Raw genomic sequence first — 21035 nt, forward strand, 5'->3', positions numbered from 1 at the left:
CGCCACGGGTCCAGGGGCGACACTGGCAGTGACATCGGGTGGGGGAACCGGCCGCGGACGCCGGGCGTTGGAGGGGGACGGACGGAGGAGGTACGGAGATGAGCAACAGGGCCAAGGTCGCCGTGGGCGGTGTCGCGGTGGGAGCGCTGCTCCTGCTGGTGCTGCCGTTCTGGGCGGCGGTGCTGGTGATGGTGGGCGTGCCCGTCGGCGCGTACCTCCTGCTGGACCCCTCGCAGCGCAAGCGGCTGCGCCGCGTCTCGCGCAAGGAGCTGGGGCGCTGACTCCCTACTCCCCGAATTACTCCCCGAACACCGGCACCAGGGCGGCCTCCATCAGCACGCGCGGGGTGCCGGAGCCGTCGGCCGGGACGGTCCACAGGTCCGACCCGTAGTCGCCGGGCAGCGAGTACACCAGGGTGCGGGCGTCCCGCCAGACGGCCTGATCGTCCAGATTGCGCCGTTCCGCGGTCGCCGTCTCCCGCCCGGAGCGCAGGTCCAGTACGTACAGCCGCCAGGGCGCGTCCGACGACGCGCCCGCCACGCGCTTCTTGTAGGCGATGCGGGTGCCGTCGGGGGAGAGGGACGGGCACTCCACGTTGGCGTGCACCGACCGCAGCGTGCGCGTGCCCCGGTCGCCCGCGACCAGATAGGTGCGGCCGCCCGTCGCGGCCGTGGCGTAGAAGCGGTCGTCGTCGGCGAAGGTGACGCCCCAGACGTTCAGGTCGGCGGCCCGGTGCGGGTGCCCGTCCAGGACGAGGCGGTATGTCTCGATGTTCCGGTCCAGCTCCCCGGAGCGGATGTCGAGGATCGACGTCCGGGTGGAGAACGAACCGCCCGCGTACGAGTCGCCGCCGACGAAGACCGTCCACGCGGCGACGCGTCCGCCCGGCGCCACCCGCGCCCGGCTCGGCACGCCCGCCAGGTCGTAGCGGCTCCGCTCGCGCAGGCGCGCGTCCAGGACGACGGCGCGGTAGGCGTCCCGCAGCCCCCGGCGCACCGACCGCAGACAGATCCCGGTGCCGCCCGCGGAGTGGAAGCGCAGACAGCGCACGCCGGAGGCGGTGCGCGGTCCCGAGGGATCCCGGGCGTCGACGGAGGCGATCTCGTCGCGGTGCGGGCCCCAGGCCATGTTGCGGAAGACGTCGCGGCCCGCCGCGCCCAGCACCACCTCGCCGGAGCGCACTTGTGGTCCGCCGGCCCGCGGCCGGTCCTTCTCCGCGGCCCGCCCGGCCGCGTGCAGGACGACGCCGAGCGCGACCCCGCCCAGCACGAGGACGGCGACGAGCAGGACCAGGACGCGTCTCACCGCACGCCTTCCGGCGCCGGACGCAGCAGCACCGTGCTGACCAGGGCGGAGACGGCCAGTCCGGCGGCGGCCGTGCCCAGTGCCGTCCGGTCGCCCCAGGCCGTCCAGGCCGCGCCGAACGCCACCGAGCAGGTGAAGCGCGCCGCCGCCTGGCCGGTCTGCACCACGGCCAGGCCACTGCCGCGCATCTCCTCCGGCACCGCGTCCGCCGTCGCCGCGGCGAGGACGCCGTCCGTCGCCGCGTAGAAGCTCCCGTGCAGCGCCAGCACCGCGCCGGCGAGCACGGGGGAGGTGCCGGACACCGTGACGAGCAGCGCGTACGCCGCCAGCAGCGCCAGATGCCCGCAGAGGAACAGCCGCCGGCGGCCGAACCGGTCGGCGAGGACGCCCATCGGCAGGGCCAGCGCCAGGAACACCCCGGACGTGCCCAGCGGCAGCAGCGGGAACCAGGACTCGGACAGGTCCAGGCGGTGCTGGAGGGTGAGGTAGAGGAACGAGTCGCTCACCGTGGTCAGCCCCAGCAGCACCGCGCAGCCGGTCAGCCGCCGGAGCGCGGGACGGCGCAGCAGGGCGCGGACCGGCGTGCGCGACGCGGGAGTCGGTGCCTCGCCACGAGGGTCCGCGGGGACGAAGAGCAGCAGGACGAGTACGCCCAGCGCGGCCACGCAGCCGCTCACGGCGAACACCGCGTCGTAACCCCCGGCCGCTACCCGCAGGATGAGGAAGGCCGCCACCGGGCCGAGCAGCGCCCCCGCGGTGTCCATCGCGCGGTGCGCCCCGAACGCCCGCCCCCGTACGGCCGGTTCACTAGCCAGCGAGATCAGGGCGTCGCGCGGGGCGGTGCGCAGGCCCTTGCCGGTGCGGTCGGCGGCGAGCACGGCGCCGATCAGCGGCAGGCCGTGCACCGTGAGCAACAGCGGTTTGCAGAGGGCGGAGAGGCCGTAGCCGACCGCGGCGACCGTCTTGTGGCCGGCGCCGTGGTCGGCGAGACGGCCGCCGAGGAGCCGGACGAGGGCGCCGACGCCGTTGTACACGCCGTCCAACAGGCCGAAGCCGAGCGGCGAGAGGCCCAGTCCGGCCACGAGGTAGAGCGGCAGCACGGCGGTGACCATCTCCGAGGAGACGTCGGTGACCAGGCTGACCGTGCCCAGCACGAGGACCGTCGCGGGGACCGTGGCACCGCGCCGGCCGCGGCGGTGGCCACGGCCGGCGGGGGCGGCGGAACGGGGCGGCGGGGTGCGGCCGTCCGCGAGGTACACGGTCAGCTGTTCCAGACGCCGGTGATGTCCTTGCCGTTCGCGGCGTTCCCGGCGTGTTCCGTGCCGTACATGTCCTCGATCGTGCGCAGCACGTCGTAGTGGTTGTACGTGGCGCCGGAGCTCGAACCGGGCTTGACCGGCTGTCCGTAGAGGACAGTGGGGATGCGGTTGCCGCTGAGCCGGTTGTCCTCGTCGAAGGTGACGGCCAGCAGGCTGTTGTGGGAGGCGGCCCAGTCCGCGTAGCGCTTGAGGTTCTTCTTGAGCCAGGCGTCGCCCGTGGCGATCGAGCAGTCGTGCATGTCGCTGCACATGTTCGGGACGACGAAGGAGACGGTGGGCAGCGTGGTGTAGTCGGAGGGGAAGGCGGCGAAGGTGTGCGCGGTGCTCGTGGGCACGTTGCCGAAGCCGAACCACGGGTTGTGCTTCTGGCGGTAGTTGTCGCTGTCGCAGGTGGTGGAGCCCTCCGAGGGCAGGGACTCGTTGTAGCTCGCCCAGGTCCTGCCCTTGGCGGTCAGTTCGGTGGCCAGGTTGGGTGCGTCGAGGGCCCCGACGTCCACACAGCTGTCGTCGGTGATCCCCTGGGTGTCGCCGGAGAACAGCGCGTAGTAGTTGGGCTGGCTGGGGTGGGTCTCGGCGTAGGACGCGGTGAGGTTGGCGCCGCCCGCGGCCAGGGAGTTGAGGTAGGGGGCCGAGGAGGAGCCGATGACCTGGTCGTAGGCGCGGTTCTCGAAGACGACGACCACGACGTGGTCCGGCGTGGGGACCGCGGCCGCCGCCGGGCTCGCCGAGGAGTCGGCGACCCACAGGCCCAGGGAGCCCGCGACGACGGCGAACGCGGTGGCCAGGGCGAGGGGATGACCTCTGCGGGCGGTACGGGTGCGGGGGGTGCGCGGGCGTGACGGGGCGCTGGGCACGGGTCCTCCGAGGCATCGAGCGGGTATCGATACGGGCATCGAGTAGGCGTCGAGTAGGCATCGAGTGGGGGAAGGAATCGGTGACAGCGGTCCGGCGCGGGCCTGTTGGGGCGGGCCTGCTGCGCGGGGCGTATTCGCAGCCTAGGGCGCGTGCAGTGACATGTACACGGCTCAACGATGTCGGTCGGGGGAACACTTGCCGAGCGGCGCGTGGCCGGTGTGCGCGGCGGATGCCGGGTGGTTGGGCGGCCCGGACGGTCGGGAGGCCCGAGTGGTCAGGAGGCCCTGGCGGTCGGGAGGTCCGGGCGGTCAGGCGTCGGGCAGTCCGAGCAGGGTGCGGGCCACGGCCTGGGGCGACGTGCCGTGTTCGCGGGCGAGCGCGACGACCGCCCGGCAGGCGAGTTCGTTCACCCCGAAGCTGAGCGCCTCGGGGGAGACCCAACGGGCCGCCTCCGCGCCCCTGTCCGGGTCGTTCTCGGCGCACGCGACGATGTACGCGGCCGCGGCCTCGAACAGGTTCGGCTGCTTCCCCTGGCGTTGCGCCGGCCGTATCGGGGGCTCGTCGCCCGGGCCCGACCGTCGGCGAAGCCTGTCGAACACGCGGATCACCTGCCCTCGTGAGCGGCTCTTCCTGCGGTTGTCCAAGTGTGCCCCGTCGTCGGGAGATTGAACCCCCGGGGGACGAAGGCGGAGGAGAGGGTGACACCTTGGCGCCGGACGGCCGGTGTCGTGGCGCCGGCCGCGGGCGGCCGCGTGGTTGCCGACCGGACCGCGGGTGAGCAAGGCTGGCACGGCAGTGCCGGGAACAGCGGAACGGGGAGGCGACGCATGGGACTCGGCAAGGGGATCGACGCGATACTGGACGACCTGGCCCGCAGGGTGGCCGGTGTGCGGCACGCCCTGATGCTCTCGGGCGACGGGCTGGTGACCGGGACGGCCGAGGGCCTGGCGAGAGAGGACGCCGAGCACCTCGCCGCGGTCGCCTCCGGACTGCACAGCCTGGCCAGGGGTACCGGACGGCAGTTCCGGGCGGGGCAGGTGCGCCAGACGATGGTCGAATTCGACCGCGGCGTGCTGCTGGTGACCGCGGTGGACGAGAAGCGCTGCCTCTGCGTCCTGGGGGACGAGGGTGCCGATCTCGGGCAGGTCGCCTACGAGATGACGGCGCTGGCGGAGCGGATCGGGGGCGGGGACTGACGTTCCTCCCGCTCGCTCCCTGTGTGGCAGGGCCGTTGTCGTACCCCTCCTCTACAGTCGTCACTGTCAGTAGTTGATGCGTAACGGTCGATGCGTGACGGTCGACATGTGGCGGGAGGGGTGTGTCATGGCGGAGCGGTGTGTCCCGGTGCTGCGGGCGGCCAGGGAATTGGGGCTGAAGCCGGGGGAGTTCGAGCTGGCGGTCCAGTTGGGGGAGGTGCGGACGGTCGCGTCCGGCCCGGGTGGCGTACGGAGGGTGCCGGCCGGGGAGGTCGAGCGGCATGCGGGTGGGGAGTCCGCTCTGCGGGCGCGGTTGCGGGTCGTCGGCACGGCGGGGGCCGCGGAGCTCGCGGGCATCGGTCCGGACCGCTTCACCCGGCTCGCCCGGTGCGGTCTCCTCACTCCCGTGCGGTTCTTCCTCAACCGCTACCGGGTGGTGGTGTGGCTCTATCTGGCCAGGGACGTCGAGGAGTTCGCGGAGGGGCATCCGGAGCTGCTGAGCGGCCGACTGCCCGCCGAGCTGCGGGCGAGAGCGGCGGCGGGCGACGACGAGCGGGGTGCCAACTGGCGCCGACGGCGCGTCCGGCAGCTGACGGAGCAGGCGGACGGCCCCTGGCGGCGCGCCGCGGCGATGGCCGCGGTGCTCGCCCCCGGCCGGCTGGCCGACACCGTGCCGGACCCGGCGGAGCGGGCCCGGCTGGAGGCCCTGCGTCCGGCGCTGACGACGGTGCGTCCCGGTACGCCCGCCGGGCGGGCGGTGGTGGAGGCGCTGGTGCTGGCGGGGAGTGCCGAGGAGGCCCGGGGTTATCGGGAGGAGCTCGCCGGGCTGGTGGCGAGGGCGCGCGCGGAGGATCCGGTGCCGGGCGCGGGAGTCGTGCGCGGCGGGGCGCGGCGGCGGGCCCGCCGTCTGCTCGGCCGGGTGTGGGGGAGGGTGCGCCCGGGAGGGCGGGCGTGTGAGGGACCTCTCATCCCGTCCGGTTCGCGGTAGTTGAGGGCGGTTCGGTGTTGCCGGATGTTACGGGCGTGTTGACCCCCGAGGCGGCCTTGTAATCATCGGTAAATTGACCAAAGGACCTTGAATAAAGGAGGTTTGCCCGGGGCTTGCTCCTTGGATCTAATGATCCAACCGTTGGGCGCACCGCGCCGGAGCGATACAGGAGCACAGCACCACATGACCGATGTGCAGACAGCCGATGCGCAGTCAGGGCAGCACGCAGGGCACGCAGAGCACACGGGAAGCACGGCGCGCGCAGGGCACGCGACAGGGCACGCGGAAAACCCTCGCACCGCCTCCGCGCGCGGCCCCCGTGCCACCGCCCGGCACGCCTTCCGCCGCGACCGCACGGGCATGGCCGCGCTCACCGTCGTCCTCCTCTGTGCCGCACTGGCCGCCGCCGCCCCTCTGGTGACGGCCCTCTACGGCAAGAACCCCACCGAGCACTACGGGCAGAACCGCCCCGGGCTGCTCAGCGCCGAGGGGCTGCCCGTGCTGCCCAACGGGGGCATCTCGGGGGAGCACTGGTTCGGCATCGAACCCGGGCTCGGCCGCGACGTGTTCGCCCAGCTGCTGTACGGGATGCGCACCTCGCTGCTGGTCGCCCTCGCCTCCGTCGCGGTGATCGCCGTGACCGGGATCGTCCTCGGAGTGACCGTCGGCTACCTCGGCGGGCTCGCCGACCGGGCGTTCACCTTCGTGTGCAACGTCCTGCTCGGCTTCCCGACGCTGCTGCTCCTGCTCGCCCTCAGCCCGGTGATCCAGACCCGCTTCGTGGACCCGGGGGAGAACGAGCCGGTGTGGATGCAGTTCACCTCCCTCATCCTGGTCTTCTCCGCCTTCGGCTGGGTGCCGCTCGCGATGGTGCTGCGCACCGCCGTACGGTCCCTGCGCGAGCGGGAGTTCGTCCAGGCGGCCCGGGCCGTCGGCGCGAGCCGCCGGCACATCGTCCTGCGGGAGCTGCTGCCCAACGTCTGGGCCCCCGTCCTCGTCCACGTCACGCTCGCCGTCCCCGGCATCGTCACCGCCGAGGCCGCCCTGTCCTTCCTCGGCGTCGGCATCAACGAACCCGTCCCCGACTGGGGCCGCATGATCTCCCGCGGCTCCGAGGTGTTCTACGACGACCCGACCTACATGGTCTTCCCGGGCGTGGCGATCCTCGTGTTCGTCCTCGCCTTCAACCTCCTCGGCGACGCCGTGCGCGACGCGCTCGATCCCCGTACCGCCCGCTGACCCACGATTCCTCTCCCTTCCCCACCGTCCCACCCACACAACGGAGTTCGTCATGCCCCGATTCAGCACGCGCACGGCAGCCCTGCCGGCCCTCGCCACCGCCGCGGCCCTGCTGCTCTGCTCCTGCTCCGCGGGCGCCGGCGCGGACGGCGGGAAGGCGGGCGACGGCGCGACCGCGGCGAAGAGCGGCAAGCGGCTGACCGCCACCCTCGGCACCGCCGAGGACAGCAAGGGGCCCGCCCCCGCGGTCGAGGGCGCGCGGTCCGGCGGCACCGTCCGGATCGCCAACGCCAACGACTACGCGCACCTCGACCCGCAGAAGATCTACGCCGGCGAGTCCTACAGCACCTCCCTGCTGTGGGGGCGCCAACTCACCCAGTACCAGGTCGTGGACGGCAGGCCCAAGCTCGTCGGCGACCTCGCCACCGACACCGGCCGCTCCTCCGACGGCGGCCGCACCTGGACGTACACCCTCAAGGAGGGCATCGCCTGGGAGGACGGCAGACCCATCACCTCCGAGCACGTCAAGTACGGCATCGAGCGCACCTTCGCCCCCGGTTTCGAACTCGGCCCCGCCTACTGGCCCGAGTGGCTCACCGGCTCCGAGGACCGCACCGGTGCCGTCAAGAAGTACGGCGGTCCGAAGGACGGCGACCTCAAGGCCATCGAGACCCCCGACGAGCGCACCATCGTCCTGCACTTCCCCGAGCCGCAGTCCGACGTGCCCTACATGGCCGCCCAGTCCTCCTCGTCCCCCGTCCGCAAGGACAAGGACACCGGCACCGGCTACGACACCCACCCCTTCGCCAGCGGCCCCTACCGCATCGTCGAGCACAAGCAGAACCAGGGCCTGACCCTGGAGCGCAACCCGCACTGGAAGCCGGACACCGACCCCATCCGCCACCAGTACGCCGACCGCTTCGAGTTCACCTTCGGCAAGAAGATCCTCAACACCGCCCAGGAAGTCCTCAACGGGCGCGGCGACGGCGCCGACACCCTCTCCACCAAGAGCGAGATCCCGCCGGAGCTGTACGCCGAGGCCGCCCGCGACCCGAAGAAGAAGGAGCTTCTGGTCGCCGGCAGCCGCGGCGCCTACACCCAGGACCTCTACATCAAGAACAGCCGCGTCACCGACCCCGAGGTCCGCAAGGCCATCCACTACCTCTTCCCGCGCGAACAGGCCCGCCAGGTCCTCGGCGGCCCGCGGCTGGGCGACTTCGCCACCACGCTCTCCTCGCCCGCCGTCGTCGGCTGGAAGAAGTACGACCTCTACCCCGTCGGCCCCACCGGCGACACCGAGAAGGCCAAGGAGCACCTGGCCAGGGCGAAGACCAAGGTCGACACGCTCACCTACGCCTACGAGAGCGACGCCCCCGAGAACGACCGGCTCGCACAGGTCCTCGTCGAGGCCTTCGCCAAGGCCGGCATCAAGCTCGTCACCAGGCCCATGGACAAGGCCGCCTTCAACGACCAGGTCTTCCGCGGCGATGCCCCCTACGACCTGTGGATGTCCACCAACTCCGTGGACTGGCCCACCCCTTCCACCCTGCTGCCCGACAGCTACCACAGCAAGCTCGACGCCCTCTCCAACTCCATCCGCTACAGCAACCCCGTGGTCGACAAGGAGCTGGAGCGCATCGCGGGCATCGGCGACGCCCGCAAGAAGGCCGACGCCCTCATCGACCTGGAGCGGACCGTGATGAAGGACGTCCCCGTCGTCCCCTTCCTCTACAGCGCCGTCACCCAGTTCCGCGGCGCGAACGTCGGCGGCGCCGCCGTCCACCCCATCTACGGCAGCATCGCCGCCGCCGACCTCTACCTCAAGAAGCCTTGAGAAGCCTTGAGAAGCCTTGAGGAGACCTGAGAAGACCTGAGAAGACCTGACATGACCGGCTACATCCTGCGGCGCGCCCTCCAGGCCGCCGCGGTGCTCCTCGCGATCAGCGCCGCGGCCTTCGGGCTCTTCTACGCCATGCCCTCCGACCCCGCCCTCATCGCCTGCGGCCCCAAGTGCGACACCGCGCGCCTGGAGGCCGTGCGCCACAGCATGGGCCTCGACCGGCCCCTGGCCGACCAGTACCTCGACTACCTCCGCGGCCTCGTCGCCGGCCGCACCATCAGCGACGTCGACGGCACCCCCATCCCCTGCTCCGCCCCCTGCCTCGGCTACTCCTACACCCTCCACCAGCCCGTCCTCGACGCCATCGGCGACCGCCTCCCCGTGACGCTCTCGCTCGCCGGCGGCGCCCTCGCCGTCATCGCCGTCCTCGGCACCGGCGCCGGCTTCGCCGCCGCGCTCCGCCGGGGGAAGGCCACCGACCGGCTGCTGTCGGGCTTCACCCTGGTCGGCGCCAGCGTGCAGATCTACTTCCTCGGCTACGCCCTCCAGTACCTGCTGGTGTACGCGACCGGCCTGCTGCCGCTGCCCGGTTACGCGCCGCTCTCCGACGGGCCCGGCGCCTGGGCCGCCGGACTGCTGCTGCCCTGGCTCGTCCTCGGCTTCGTCAACGCCGCCGTCTTCACCCGCCTCACACGCTCCCAGACCCTGGAGACGCTGCACGAGGGCTATGTGCGCACCGCGCGCGGCAAGGGGCTCACCGCCCGGCGGACCCACCTCGGATACACGGCGCGCGGCGCCGCGGCACCCCTGGTGCAGCTGCTCGGGCTGGAGGCCGGGGCGCTGTTCGGCGGCGCGTTCATCACCGAGACCGTCTTCGGGCTCGGCGGCGTCGGCAAGCTCGCCGTCGACTCCGTCGTCCAGAACGACCTGCCGACCGTCGTCGGCACCGTGCTGCTCGCCGCGTTCTCCGTCGTCCTGTTCGTCGCCCTCGCCGACCTGGTGGTGGCCTGGCTCGACCCGAGGGTGAGGCTCGCATGAACCAATCCGCCTTGCGCGTACGCGACTTGACCGTCTCCTTCACCGGCCGCGGCCGGACCGTGACCGCCGTCGACGGCCTCTCCTTCGACCTCGCCCCCGGCGAAGTCCTCGGCCTGGTCGGCGAGTCGGGCTCCGGCAAGTCCACCGTCGGCCTCGCCGCCCTGGGGCTGCACGACCCGGCCCGCACCCGGATCACCGGCAGCATCGGGATCGGCGGCACCGAGGTCGTCGGCGCGCCGGAATCCGCCGTGCGGAAACTGCGCGGCGCGAAGGCAGCCATGGTCTTCCAGGACGCCCTCGCCGCGCTCTCGCCCTTCCACACGGTGGAGGCCCAACTCGCCGAGGCGTACCGGGTGCACGCCCCGGCCGGTACGGGCCGGGCCGCCGCCCGGGAGAAGGCCCGCGCGATGCTGGAGCGGGTCGGCATCCCGGCCGCCCGCGCCCGCGACTACCCGCACCAGTTCTCCGGCGGCATGCGGCAGCGCGTCGTCATCGCCATGGCGCTGATCAACGGCCCCGACGTACTGATCGCCGACGAGCCCACCACCGCGCTGGACGCCCGCGTCCAGCGCCAGGTGCTCGAACTCCTCACGGAGCTGAGGGAGGAGAGCGGAACCGCGGTGCTCCTGGTCACCCATGACGTCGGCGTGGTCGCCCGGACCTGCGACCGCATGCTCGTCCTGCGCGGCGGACGCGCCCTGGAGGAGGGACCCACGGCCAAGCTCCTGCACGACGCGGAGCACCCCTACACCCGCGCGCTCATCGGCGCGGCGCCGACGCTCGGCACGGTGCCGGGGACCCGGCTGCCCACGGTGGACGAACCGGCGCCCGCCCCCGTCGCCCGGGCCGCCGCCCCGGCCGCCGCGGGGGACGGCCGGCCCACCGGACACGCCCTGGCCGAAGTCGTCGGCCTGCACGTCGAGTTCGCCGGACGGCGCGCCGCCCCGTGGCGGCGCCGCGAGACCGTCCGGGCGGTGCGCGGGGTCAGCCTGAGCATCGCGGAGGGGGAGACGCTCGGGCTCGTCGGGGAGTCCGGCTCCGGGAAGTCCACCACCGCCCGCGTCCTGGCCGGGCTCCAGCGGCCCACCGCCGGAGCCGTGCGCTTCGACGGACGTGACATCGCCCGGGCCGCGGACGACACCCGGCTGCGCCGCGAACTGAGCCGGGACGTGCAGCTGGTCTTCCAGGACCCCTACGCCTCGCTCAACCCCCGGCGCACCGTCGAGGAGATCGTCACCACCCCGCTGCGGGTGCACACGACGCTTGACGCGGCCGCCCGCCGAGCCCGGGCGGCGGAGCTCCTGGAGCAGGTGGGCCTGGAGGAGGCCCATCTCGACCGCTATCCGCACGAGTTCTCCGGCGGCCAGCGCCAGCGCATCGGCATCGCCCGGGCCCTCGCCCCGCGGCCCCGGCTGGTCGTCGCCGACGAGCCCGTCTCCGCGCTCGACGTCTCCGTCCAGGCCCAGGTGCTCAACCTGCTGATGGACCTGCGCGACGAACTGGGCCTGTCCCTGCTCTTCGTCTCGCACGACCTCGCCGTCGTCCGGCACTTCTGCGACCGGGTGGCGGTGATGCGGGCCGGGGAGGTGGTGGAGAGCGGCCCGCGCGACCGGGTCTTCGGCGAGCCCGCGGCCGCGTACACGCGCGAGCTGCTCGCGGCCTCGATGTGAGGGCCTCGACGTGAGGGCAGGGGTGCCCCGCCCGGGGGCACCCCTGCCGTTCCTTACAGCTGGCCGACGTCCATGACGCGGACGACCGCCCGGCCCTCCTCGTCGGACGCCGCCAGGTCCACCTCCGCCGAAATGCCCCAGTCGTGGTCGCCGTTGGGGTCGGCGAACGTCTGGCGTACCCGCCACAGACCGTCCTCCGGCTTCTCCTCGATGCGCAGCAGCTTCGGGCCGCGCGCGTCGGGGCCGGTGCCCAGCTCCTCGTACTCGTCCCAGTAGGCGTCCATCGCCGCCGCCCAGCGGTCCTCGTCCCAGCCGGACTCGGCGTCCATCGCCCCCAGTTCGCCGACCTTGTCGAGCGCGGCCAGCTCGACCCGGCGGAACAGCGCGTTGCGCACCAGCACCCGGAAGGCCCGCGCGTTGGCCGTGACCGGCTTGACCTGGTCGGCGCGGTCCTGGGCCTCCTCGGCCGTCTCCTCCCCGGGGTTGGCCAGCTGCTCCCACTCGTCCAGCAGGCTGGAGTCCACCTGGCGCACCATCTCGCCGAGCCAGGCGACGATGTCCTCGAAGTCCTCGGACTTCAGGTCGTCCGGCACGGTGTGGTCCAGCGCCTTGAACGCGCTCGCCAGGTACCGCAGAACGATGCCCTCGGTGCGGGCGAGGTCGTAGAAGGAGGTGAACTCCGTGAAGGTCATGGCCCGTTCGTACATGTCACGGATGACCGACTTCGGCGACAGCGGGTGGTCGCCGACCCACGGGTGGCTCTTGCGGTAGACGTCGTAGGCGTGGGTGAGCAGCTCCTCCAGGGGCTTGGGATGACTGATGTCCATCAGCCGTTCCATGCGCTCCTCGTACTCGACACCGTCCGCCTTCATCTCCGCGACCGCCTCGCCGCGCGCCTTGTTCTGCTGCGCCACCAGGATCTGGCGCGGGTCGTCCAGCGTGGACTCCACGACCGAGACCATGTCGAGCGCGTACGACGGGGACTCCGGGTCGAGGAGTTCGAAGGCGGCCAGCGCGAAGGTGGAGAGCGGCTGGTTGAGGGCGAAGTCCGACTGGAGGTCCACCGTCAGGCGCACGATGCGGCCCTCGGCGTCGGGCTCGTCCAGCTGCTCCACGATCCCGCCGTCCAGCAGCGAGCGGTAGATGGCGATGGCCCGGCGGATGTGCCGGAGCTGGTTGCGGCGCGGCTCGTGGTTGTCCTCCAGGAGCCGGCGCATCGCCTCGAAGGCGTTGCCCGGACGGGCGATGACCGCCAGCAGCATCGCGTGCGTGACCCGGAAGCGCGAGGTGAGCTGCTCCGGCTCGGAGGCGATCAGCTTCTCGAAGGTGTTCTCGGTCCAGCCGACGAAGCCCTCGGGGGCCTTCTTGCGGACCACCTTGCGGCGCTTCTTCGGGTCGTCGCCCGCCTTGGCCAACGCCTTCTCGTTCTCGACGACGTGGTCCGGGGCCTGGGCGACGACGAACCCGGCCGTGTCGAAGCCGGCCCGCCCGGCCCGGCCGGCGATCTGGTGGAACTCCCGGGCCCGCAGCGTGCGCACCCGCTGCCCGTCGTACTTGGTCAGGGCGGTGAACAGCACCGTACGGATAGGCACGTTGACGCCCACGCCCAGGGTGTCCGTACCGCAGATCACCTTCAGCAGACCGGCCTGCGCCAGCCGCTCCACCAGCCGCCGGTACTTCGGCAGCATCCCGGCGTGGTGCACGCCGATGCCGTGCTTGACGAACCGCGCGAGGTTCCGGCCGAACTTGGTGGTGAAGCGGAAGTTGCCGATGAGCTTGGCGATCTCCTCCTTCTCCTCGCGCGAGCACATGTTGATGCTCATCAGCGCCTGCGCCCGCTCCACGGCCTGGGCCTGGGTGAAGTGGACGATGTAGACCGGCGCCTGGCGGGTCTGGAGGAGCTCGGTGAGCGTCTCCGTCAGCGGCGTGGAGCGGTACTCGTACGACAGCGGCACGGGCCGGGTCGCCGAGCGGACGACGGCGGTGGGCCGGCCGGTGCGCCGGGTGAGGTCCTCCTCGAACCGGGAGACGTCGCCGAGCGTCGCCGACATCAGCACGAACTGCGCCTGCGGGAGCTCCAGGATCGGGATCTGCCAGGCCCAGCCGCGGTCCGGCTCCGCGTAGAAGTGGAACTCGTCCATCACGACCTGGCCGATGTCGGCGTCCTTGCCGTCGCGCAGCGCGATCGAGGCGAGCACCTCGGCGGTGCAGCAGATCACCGGGGCGTCGGCGTTGACGGAGGCGTCGCCGGTCAGCATGCCGACGTTCTCGGTGCCGAACATCTTGCACAGGTCGAAGAACTTCTCCGACACCAGTGCCTTGATGGGTGCCGTGTAGAACGTGACCTTGTCGTTGGCGAGCGCCGTGAAGTGCGCACCGGCGGCGACGAGGCTCTTGCCCGAACCGGTCGGGGTCGAAAGGATCAGGTTCGCCCCGGAGACCACCTCGATCAGCGCCTCCTCCTGGGCGGGGTACAGCGTGATACCGCGCTCCTCGGCCCAGGTCGAGAAGGCCTCGAAGAGGGCGTCGGGGTCGGCATGGCTCGGCATCTGATCGATAAGGGTCACCCCTCCATACTGCCTGGCCCCGGGCCCGATCAGGGAACCGGGCGGTCGAACGATGATCATCCGGGCGTTACGCTGAGTGGCCGACGCGGCGTCAGGGCGGCGACCGTTCGATGCCGAGGGGTGAACGATCATGATGGGACCGGCACACTCGCTCTCCGGGGCGGCGGCCTGGCTGGGCGTGGGAGCGGCCGTGGCCGGGACCGAGTACGCGATGCCCTGGCCGGTGCTCACGGTCGGCGCGCTGATCTGCGCAGGGGCGGCCCTCGCCCCCGACCTGGACCACAAGTCGGCCACGATATCGCGGTCGTTCGGGCCGGTGTCGCGCCTGCTGTGCGGAATCATCGACGCGCTCTCCCACGCGGTCTACAAGGCGACCCGGGGCAAGAGCGACCCGCGCCGCAACGGCGGCCACCGTACGCTCACCCACACCGCGCTGTGGGCGGTGCTCATAGGGGCCGGTACGTCGGCGCTGGCGATGACCGGTGACCGCTGGGCCGTGCTCGGCATCCTCTTCGTGCACCTGGTGCTCGCGGTGGAGGGCCTGCTCTGGCGGGCGGCCCGGACGTCGAGCGATGTGCTGGTGTGGCTGCTGGGCGCGACGAGCGCGTGGATACTCGCCGGGGTGCTGGACGAGCCGGGGAACGGCTCCGACTGGCTGTTCACGGGGGCGGGGCATGAGTATCTGTGGCTGGGGGTGCCGATCGTGCTCGGCGCGCTCGTGCACGACATCGGGGACGCGTTGACGGTGTCGGGGTGCCCGATCCTGTGGCCGCTGCCGATCGCGCGGAAGCGGTGGTATCCGGTGGGGCCGCCGAAGGGGCTGCGCTTCCGCGCGGGGAGCCGGGTCGAGGTGAAGGTGTTGATGCCGGTGTTCATGGTGGTGGGGGGTGTGTGCGGGTTGGGGGCGCTGGGGGTGATTTGACCCCGCCCCGCCCTTTCACCTCCCCCAGAGGGGGTGCCCCCACGCAGCAGCACGCTGCCCCGCGCGGAGCGCGGTGAGAAACGGTGAAAGGGCGGGGCGGGGAGAAAACCCCTGCGGCGGCGCCGCAGCTCACCGCTGCCAGGAGCGCCACAGCGCCGCGTACGCCCCACCCGCCGCCACCAACTCCTCATGGCTGCCCAGCTCGCTGATCCGGCCCTCCTCCGCCACCGCGATCACATCCGCGTCGTGCGCCGTGTGCAGCCGATGCGCGATCGCCACCACCGTCCGCCCCTCCAGCACCTTCGCGAGCGACCGTTCCAGATGACGCGCCGCGCGCGGGTCGAGCAGCGAGGTCGCCTCGTCCAGGACGAGCGTGTGCGGGTCCGCCAGGACCAGCCGCGCCAGCGCGATCTGCTGGGCCTGGGCGGGGGTCAGGGCGAGCCCGCCCGAGCCCACCTCCGTGGACAGCCCGTCGGACAGCCCTCGCGCCCAGCCGTCCGCGTCCACCGCTCCCAGCGCCGCCCACAGCGCCTCGTCCGCCGCGTCCGGCCGGGCCAGCAGCAGGTTGTCGCGCAGCGATCCCACGAACACGTGGTGCTCCTGGTTGACCAGCGCCACATGCCGGCGCACCCGCTCCGTCGGCATCCGGGCCAGCTCCGCGCCGCCCAGCGTCACCGAGCCCGTCCGCGGCGCGTAGATCCCGGCGAGCAGCCGGCCCAGCGTGGACTTGCCGGCCCCGGACGGGCCGACGAGGGCCAGCCGCGTCCCCGGCGGCACGTCGAGGGAGACGCCGTGCAGAACATCCGCGTGCGGGCCGTAGCCGAAGCGGACGCCGTCCGCCCGGACGTCGCGGCCCGCCGGCCGGACCCGCTCGTCGCCGCCGTCGGGCTCGATCTCGCGCACCCCCACCAGCCGGCCCAGCGACACCTGGGCCACCTGTAGCTCGTCGTACCAGCGCAGCACGATTCCGACCGGCTCGGTCAGCATCTGTGCGAACAGGGCGCCGGTCGTCAGCTGTCCCACCGAGATCCAGCCGTGCAGCACGAAGATCCCGCCGAGGACCAGGACGGAGCCGATCACCAGCATGTGGGTCAGGTTGACCACGGGGTAGAAGACGGTGCGCAGCCAGAGCGTGTACCGCTCCCAGCTCGTCCACTCCTTGATCCGGCGGTCGGAGAGCGCGACGCGGCGCGCGCCGAGTCCGTGCGCCTCGACCGTCCGGCCCGCGTCCACCGTCTCCGCCAGCACCGCGGAGACCGCCGCGTACCCCGCGGCCTCGGACCGGTAGGCGCGCGGGGCGCGCGGGAAGTACCAGCGGCAGCCCCAGATCAGCAGCGGCAGCGCGACCAGGACGGACAGCGCCAGCGGTGGCGCGGTCGCCGTCAGCGCGCCGAGCAGCAGCAGGCCCCACACCACGCCGATGGCCAGCTCGGGCACGGCCTCGCGCATGGCGTTCGCCAGCCGGTCCACGTCGGTGGTGATCCGGGAGAGCAGATCACCGGTGCCGGCCCGCTCCAGCACGCCCGGCGGCAGCCGCACCGAACGGACGAGGAAGTCCTCCCGCAGGTCGGCGAGCATCTCCTCGCCGAGGACCGCGCCCCGCACCCGCACCAGCCGGGTGAAGAGCGTCTGTACGGCCAGGGCCACGGCGAACAGCGAGACGGCCCGGCCCAGTTGGACGTCCCGTCCGCCCGCGGACAGGTCCTCGACGAGCCGGCCCAGCAGATACGGGCCGACCATCGACGCGATCACGGCGACCGCGTTGACCGCGACCAGCACGACGAGCGCGCGGCGGTGGCGGCGCAGCAGCTCCCGTACGCAGCGGCGCACGGTGGCGGGCCCGCCGACGGGCAGGGTCGTCGCCGACTCAGGGGCGGCCGGGTCGAAGGACGGGGGCGGTACGCCGATCACGCGGGCTCTCCGATCTGCGACTCCGTCGCGGTCTCGCGGGTGACGGCCGCCCGGTACTCCCCGTCGGTGCGCAGCAGTTCGTCATGCCGCCCCGCCGCCACCGCCTTGCCGTCGCGCACCAGCACCACCCGGTCCGCCCGGTCGAGCAGCAGCGGGCTGGAGGTGAACACCACCGTCGTCCGGCCCGCGCGCACCTTCCGCAGACCGTCGGCGATCCGCGCCTCGGTATGGGCGTCCACCGCGGACGTCGGCTCGTCCAGGACCAGCACCTCCGGGTCCGTCACCAGCGAACGGGCCAGCGCCAGACGCTGCCGCTGGCCACCCGACAGGGAGCGGCCGCGCTCGGTGACGTGCGCGCCCATCGGGCCCGCCGACGGATCGGCCAGGGACCGCTCCAGGGAGGAGAGGACGTCCCCGCACTGCGCCGCCGTCAGCGCCTCCTCCGCCGTCACCCGGCCCGACGACGGGACGTCCAGCAGCTCCGCGAGCGTGCCGGAGAGCAACACCGGGTCCTTGTCCTGCACCAGCACCGCCGTGCGCGCGGCGGCCACCGGCACCCCGTCCAGCGCCACCCCGCCCAGCAGGGCCGACGGCACGCCCTCCGTGCCCTGCGGGGCGTGCCCGCCGAGCCGGTCGGCCAGCCGCCCTGCCGCGTCCGGGTCGCCGCAGACCACCGCCGTCAACTGCCCGTACGGCGCCTCCAGTCCGCTCTGCGGATCGTGCAGGTCGCCGGTCGGCACGGGGGCCGGGCCGTCCGGGACGGCGGCGGAGTCCGTGCGCCGCAGGGCCAGCAGCCGGGCCGCCCGCCGCGCCGACGGGCCGGCGAACGACCAGGACATCGCGAGCTCCTCCACCTGCCGGAGGGGATAGAGCAGGAAGGTGACCACGCCGTACACGGTCACCAACTCGCCCACCCCGACCCGGCCGTCGCGCACCAGCCCGACCCCGTACCAGACCACCGCGATCATCAACAGCCCCGGCAGCGCCACCTGCACCGCGGTGATCAGCGCCCACATCCGGGCGCTGCGCACCGCGGCCACCCGCACCTCCTGAGAGGCGCTGCGGTAGCGCGCGAGGAACAGCTCCTCGCCGCCGATGCCGCGCAGCACCCGCAGGCCCGCGACGGTGTCGGCGGCCAGCTCGGTGGCGCGTCCGGCCATCTCCCGCTGCTCGTCCGCCCGTCGGGTCGCACGCGGCAGCAACGGCAGGACGGCCAGGGCCAGTACGGGCACGCCGGCCGCCACGACCAGGCCGAGGGCGGGCTGGTAGACCAGCAGGGCGACGCAGACGGCCACCGAGGTGAACGCCGCGGACAGGAAGCGCGACTGGGTCTCGACGAACCAGCCGATCCGCTCCACGTCGCCCGCGCTCACGGCGACCACTTCGCCCGCGGCGACCCGCCGGGTCAGCGTGGACCCCAACTCGGCCGTCCGGCGGGCCAGGAGCTGCTGCACCCGGGCCGCCGCAGTGATCCAGTTGGTGACGGTCGTGCGGTGGAGCATCGTGTCGCCGAGCGCGGACAGCAGGGCCAGCGCGAGGATCAGCCCGCCGGCCGCCGTCAGCCGGGCGCCGGAGCGGTCCACCACGGCCTGCACGGTCATGCCCACCGCCAGCGGCAGTGCCGCCACGGCGGCCATGTGGAGCACGCCCCAGGCCAGGGCCTTGACCTGGCCCGCGAGTTGACGTCGGGAGAGCCAGTACAGAAGCCGCGGACCCGAGCGGACGTCGGGCACACCGGGGTCGGGATAGGGGAGATCACGGATTCGCATGGCGTCCCAGGGGAGGGGGAGCGGGCGGGAGCTGATCCAGCGTCGCGGGTCGGGGGGCCCGCGTTCAACCGGTTTTTCCCGCCCTCCGCGGGAAGCAGGCCAAAGGAGTACTGGTGCACTCCGGTCCGGCACGCTTCACTCCCACCTCATGAGACGACTGTTGCTCGCCCTGTGCGCCGCGGTCACCGCCCTTGCGCTGGGAGCGGTTCCCGCGACCGCCGCGGGGCCGACCACCGGATTCGGCGGACCGCCCGCCGAGTTCGGCACCGACTGGCACGACCCGATAACCGCCGGTCCTCCGGTGGCCACTCCCGACACCACTTCCTGCCACGTCACGGTCGCGGAGACCGAGTTCCGCGACTACACGCCCTACAAGAGCGCCTACACGCCCCCCGAGGGCTGCGGGAACCGCTGGAACAAGGTGGTCCTGCGCCTCGACGGCTCCGTGGCCGGCCGGCAGTACGACCGGCTGGGCTATCTGCGCATCGGCGGCGTCGAGGTCCTGCGCACCTCGACCCCCGAGCCCTCGCCCGGGGGCATCGCCTGGCACGTCGAGAAGGACGTCACACGCTACGCCGCCACCCTGCGCACCGCGCAGCCCGTCGAGATGCTCATCGGCAACACCGTCAACGAGACCTATACCGGCGTCATCAAGGTCAAGGCGACCCTGACCTTCTACGCCGCCGAGGGACGGGCGAAACCGGCCGACGCCCCGGACCGGGTGCTCACCCTGGACGGCGCGCACGAGGCGGGCACGGCGTACGAGGGCTCGCTGACCGTGCCGCGCAACAGCGAGCGGATCACGGCCGAGGTCTACGCGACCGGATCCGGCGGCGGCTGCGAGGAGTTCTGGTACCTCGCCGTCCCCGAGGCCGCGCCGTACTCGTGCAAGGCCGCCGCCGGACCGCACCGCGAGGTGCGGATCGCGGTGGACGGCAAGCTCGCCGGGATCGCCGCGCCCTATCCGACGGTGTGGACCGGCGGCTGGTCGAACCCGTTCCTGTGGTACGTGGTCCCGGGGCCGCGCGCCTTCGACGTCCGGCCCGTCGAGTACGATCTGACGCCGTTCGCCGGGCAGTTGAACGACGGGCGGCCGCACCGGATCACGGTGTCCGTCGCCGGCGTCCCCGAGGGGCAGAGCGGCTGGAGCACCCCCACCAACGTCCTGGTCTGGCAGGACGCCAAGGCGTCCCGCGTCACCGGCGCGCTCACCGCGCACCGGGAGGGCACACCCGGCGGCACCACCGCGTACCGGCCCGGCGCCGAGCACCGGGTCACCGCCGACGCCCACCACTCCCTGACGGTCTCCGGCTATCTGGACACCTCGCACGGCCGGGTCGCCACCACCGTCGCCCGGCGGGTCGACGCCTCCTCCGCGCACCGCTGGACCGCGGGCGAGGACACCGACGCGCTCGACGCCCGCTGGACCGACGACGAGAGCGTCACCGTGCACGGACGGGGACCCGCCACCACGCACCGCGTCCACCGCGCGTACACCATGGACGGCGAGATCACCGGCGCCGCCGGGCCGCGGCTGCGGACGGTCATGACCATGGGCGACCGGGCGGACTCCGTCACCCTGCGGGGCGGTGAACGGACCGGCTGGTCACGGCTGGACGACACCTGGACCGGCGACGCCGCGTACCACCAGAACGTCCCGCGCGACCAGCGGCACGCGACCGGGGTGTCGCGCGAGCGCTACCGCCTTCTGGGGCCGGGCAGTTGCTGGGACCGGACGCTGGCCACGGCCCAGGGGGAGCTGACGGAGGATCGTTTCCGCTGCTGACCCCGTCCGGCCCCCGTCCTCAGTGGCGGTGCGGGGGCGAGCCCTGCATGAGCTCGCCCAGCAGGCCGCCGAGCACCTCGCGCTGCTCGGCGGTCAGCGGCGAGAGGATCTCCTCGACCGCCGCGCGCCGCGCCTCGCGCAGCGCGCGCAGGGTCTCCCGGCCATGGTCGGTCAGCTCGATCCGGATCACCCGGCGATTGGCCGGGTCGGGCACCCGGCGCACCGCGCCGTTCGCCTCCAGGGCGTCGACCAGGGTGGTGACCGCCCGGGGGACCACCTCCAGCCGCTCGGCCAGGTCGGCCATGCGCGGCGGCGCCTCGCAGTGCGCGACGCTGCGCAGCAGCCGGGACTGGGCGGGCGTGATGCCGACCGGGTCCAAGTAACGCTTCTGCGCCCGGTTGAGCCTGCGGGTCAGCCGCAGCAACTGCTCGGCGAGCTGTCCGGACGTGTCGGGGACGGTCATCGGGACAGGTTATCAGGACTCCGTGCATTGTGAGCATAGGTAACAGTGAGCTATGCTCTGTTGAGCGGTCGGACCCGTCCGGCCGCGCAGCTCCGTCCTGCCGTTCCGACCTCCCACCTCCGGCCGCCACCGGGCGGCGGAGCCGACCGTGCCGAAGGAGCCCATGC

Annotated in this window: 17 protein-coding genes; 9 read left to right on the plus strand and 8 right to left on the minus strand. The window is 73.0% G+C overall.

Going from position 1 to position 21035, the window contains the following annotated elements; translation table 11 throughout:
* Positions 1–98 precede the first annotated feature (98 nt).
* Positions 99–281 (plus strand): hypothetical protein, encoded by a 183-nt coding sequence (locus AB8735_RS31975; RefSeq protein WP_344023465.1) that lies wholly within the window; start codon positions 99–101, stop codon positions 279–281.
* A 16-nt stretch (positions 282–297) separates the two neighbouring features.
* Here the strand turns inward: AB8735_RS31975 and AB8735_RS31980 are convergent, their stop codons facing one another.
* The 4 genes from AB8735_RS31980 to AB8735_RS31995 form a co-directional block, all read right to left on the minus strand.
* Entirely contained in the window at positions 298–1305 is a 1008-nt protein-coding gene (locus AB8735_RS31980) for a TolB-like translocation protein (RefSeq protein ID WP_344023467.1), read from the minus strand.
* On the minus strand, positions 1302–2564 hold the full coding sequence (locus tag AB8735_RS31985) for an MFS transporter (protein WP_372411129.1): 1263 nt from the start codon (positions 2562–2564) through the stop codon (positions 1302–1304). The genes AB8735_RS31980 and AB8735_RS31985 overlap by 4 nt, the downstream gene beginning before the upstream one ends.
* Before the next feature lie 2 nt (positions 2565–2566).
* Positions 2567–3409, minus strand: coding sequence for an alkaline phosphatase family protein (locus tag AB8735_RS31990; RefSeq protein ID WP_372411950.1), 843 nt, complete (start codon positions 3407–3409; stop codon positions 2567–2569).
* A gap of 378 nt (positions 3410–3787) precedes the next feature.
* Positions 3788–4078: a hypothetical protein gene (locus AB8735_RS31995; RefSeq protein ID WP_344023471.1), complete on the minus strand. Its 291-nt coding sequence runs from the start codon at positions 4076–4078 to the stop codon at positions 3788–3790.
* 228 nt (positions 4079–4306) lie between these two features.
* On the opposite strand from AB8735_RS31995, the gene AB8735_RS32000 reads away from it, so the two are divergent.
* The 6 genes from AB8735_RS32000 (at position 4307) to AB8735_RS32025 (ending at position 11450) form a co-directional block, all read left to right on the plus strand.
* On the plus strand, positions 4307–4675 hold the full coding sequence (locus AB8735_RS32000; protein ID WP_344023473.1) for a roadblock/LC7 domain-containing protein: 369 nt from the start codon (positions 4307–4309) through the stop codon (positions 4673–4675).
* Between the two features lie 127 nt (positions 4676–4802).
* Positions 4803–5663: a DUF6397 family protein gene (locus AB8735_RS32005; RefSeq protein WP_372411132.1), complete on the plus strand. Its 861-nt coding sequence runs from the start codon at positions 4803–4805 to the stop codon at positions 5661–5663.
* A 360-nt stretch (positions 5664–6023) separates the two neighbouring features.
* A complete protein-coding gene (locus AB8735_RS32010) occupies positions 6024–6902 on the plus strand; it encodes an ABC transporter permease (RefSeq protein ID WP_372411134.1) in 879 nt (292 codons plus the stop codon).
* Between the two features lie 52 nt (positions 6903–6954).
* Positions 6955–8736: an ABC transporter substrate-binding protein gene (locus AB8735_RS32015; RefSeq protein WP_372411136.1), complete on the plus strand. Its 1782-nt coding sequence runs from the start codon at positions 6955–6957 to the stop codon at positions 8734–8736.
* A gap of 51 nt (positions 8737–8787) precedes the next feature.
* Positions 8788–9780, plus strand: coding sequence for an ABC transporter permease (locus tag AB8735_RS32020; RefSeq protein WP_372411138.1), 993 nt, complete (start codon positions 8788–8790; stop codon positions 9778–9780).
* Positions 9777–11450 (plus strand): dipeptide ABC transporter ATP-binding protein, encoded by a 1674-nt coding sequence (locus tag AB8735_RS32025; protein WP_372411140.1) that lies wholly within the window; start codon positions 9777–9779, stop codon positions 11448–11450. The genes AB8735_RS32020 and AB8735_RS32025 overlap by 4 nt, the downstream gene beginning before the upstream one ends.
* Positions 11451–11503: 53 nt before the next feature.
* Here AB8735_RS32025 and AB8735_RS32030 read toward each other — a convergent pair whose 3' ends face one another.
* Positions 11504–14017 carry a DUF3516 domain-containing protein gene (locus tag AB8735_RS32030; RefSeq protein WP_344023483.1) on the minus strand — a complete coding sequence of 838 codons (2514 nt, stop codon included), beginning with the start codon at positions 14015–14017 and terminating at the stop codon, positions 11504–11506.
* Positions 14018–14147: 130 nt separating this feature from the next.
* On the opposite strand from AB8735_RS32030, the gene AB8735_RS32035 reads away from it, so the two are divergent.
* The gene (locus tag AB8735_RS32035) at positions 14148–14939 is read left to right on the plus strand and encodes a metal-dependent hydrolase (RefSeq protein WP_344023485.1); all 792 of its coding nucleotides are present in this window, start codon (positions 14148–14150) and stop codon (positions 14937–14939) included.
* A 129-nt stretch (positions 14940–15068) separates the two neighbouring features.
* Here the strand turns inward: AB8735_RS32035 and AB8735_RS32040 are convergent, their stop codons facing one another.
* Both AB8735_RS32040 and AB8735_RS32045 read right to left on the minus strand, forming a co-directional pair.
* Entirely contained in the window at positions 15069–16850 is a 1782-nt protein-coding gene (locus tag AB8735_RS32040; protein ID WP_372411142.1) for an ABC transporter ATP-binding protein, read from the minus strand.
* Positions 16847–18619, minus strand: coding sequence for an ABC transporter ATP-binding protein (locus tag AB8735_RS32045; protein WP_344023490.1), 1773 nt, complete (start codon positions 18617–18619; stop codon positions 16847–16849). The genes AB8735_RS32040 and AB8735_RS32045 overlap by 4 nt, the downstream gene beginning before the upstream one ends.
* 148 nt (positions 18620–18767) lie before the next feature.
* Here AB8735_RS32045 and AB8735_RS32050 point away from each other — a divergent pair, with 148 nt between their 5' ends.
* Positions 18768–20405, plus strand: coding sequence for a peptide-N4-asparagine amidase (locus AB8735_RS32050; protein ID WP_372411144.1), 1638 nt, complete (start codon positions 18768–18770; stop codon positions 20403–20405).
* A gap of 19 nt (positions 20406–20424) precedes the next feature.
* Here the strand turns inward: AB8735_RS32050 and AB8735_RS32055 are convergent, their stop codons facing one another.
* Positions 20425–20868, minus strand: a complete 444-nt coding sequence (locus tag AB8735_RS32055; RefSeq protein ID WP_344023494.1) for a MarR family transcriptional regulator — start codon at positions 20866–20868, stop codon at positions 20425–20427.
* Positions 20869–21035 lie beyond the last annotated feature (167 nt).

Source organism: Streptomyces luteireticuli, from assembly GCF_041519305.1.
GTDB classification, from domain to species: Bacteria; Actinomycetota; Actinomycetes; order Streptomycetales; family Streptomycetaceae; genus Streptomyces; species Streptomyces luteireticuli.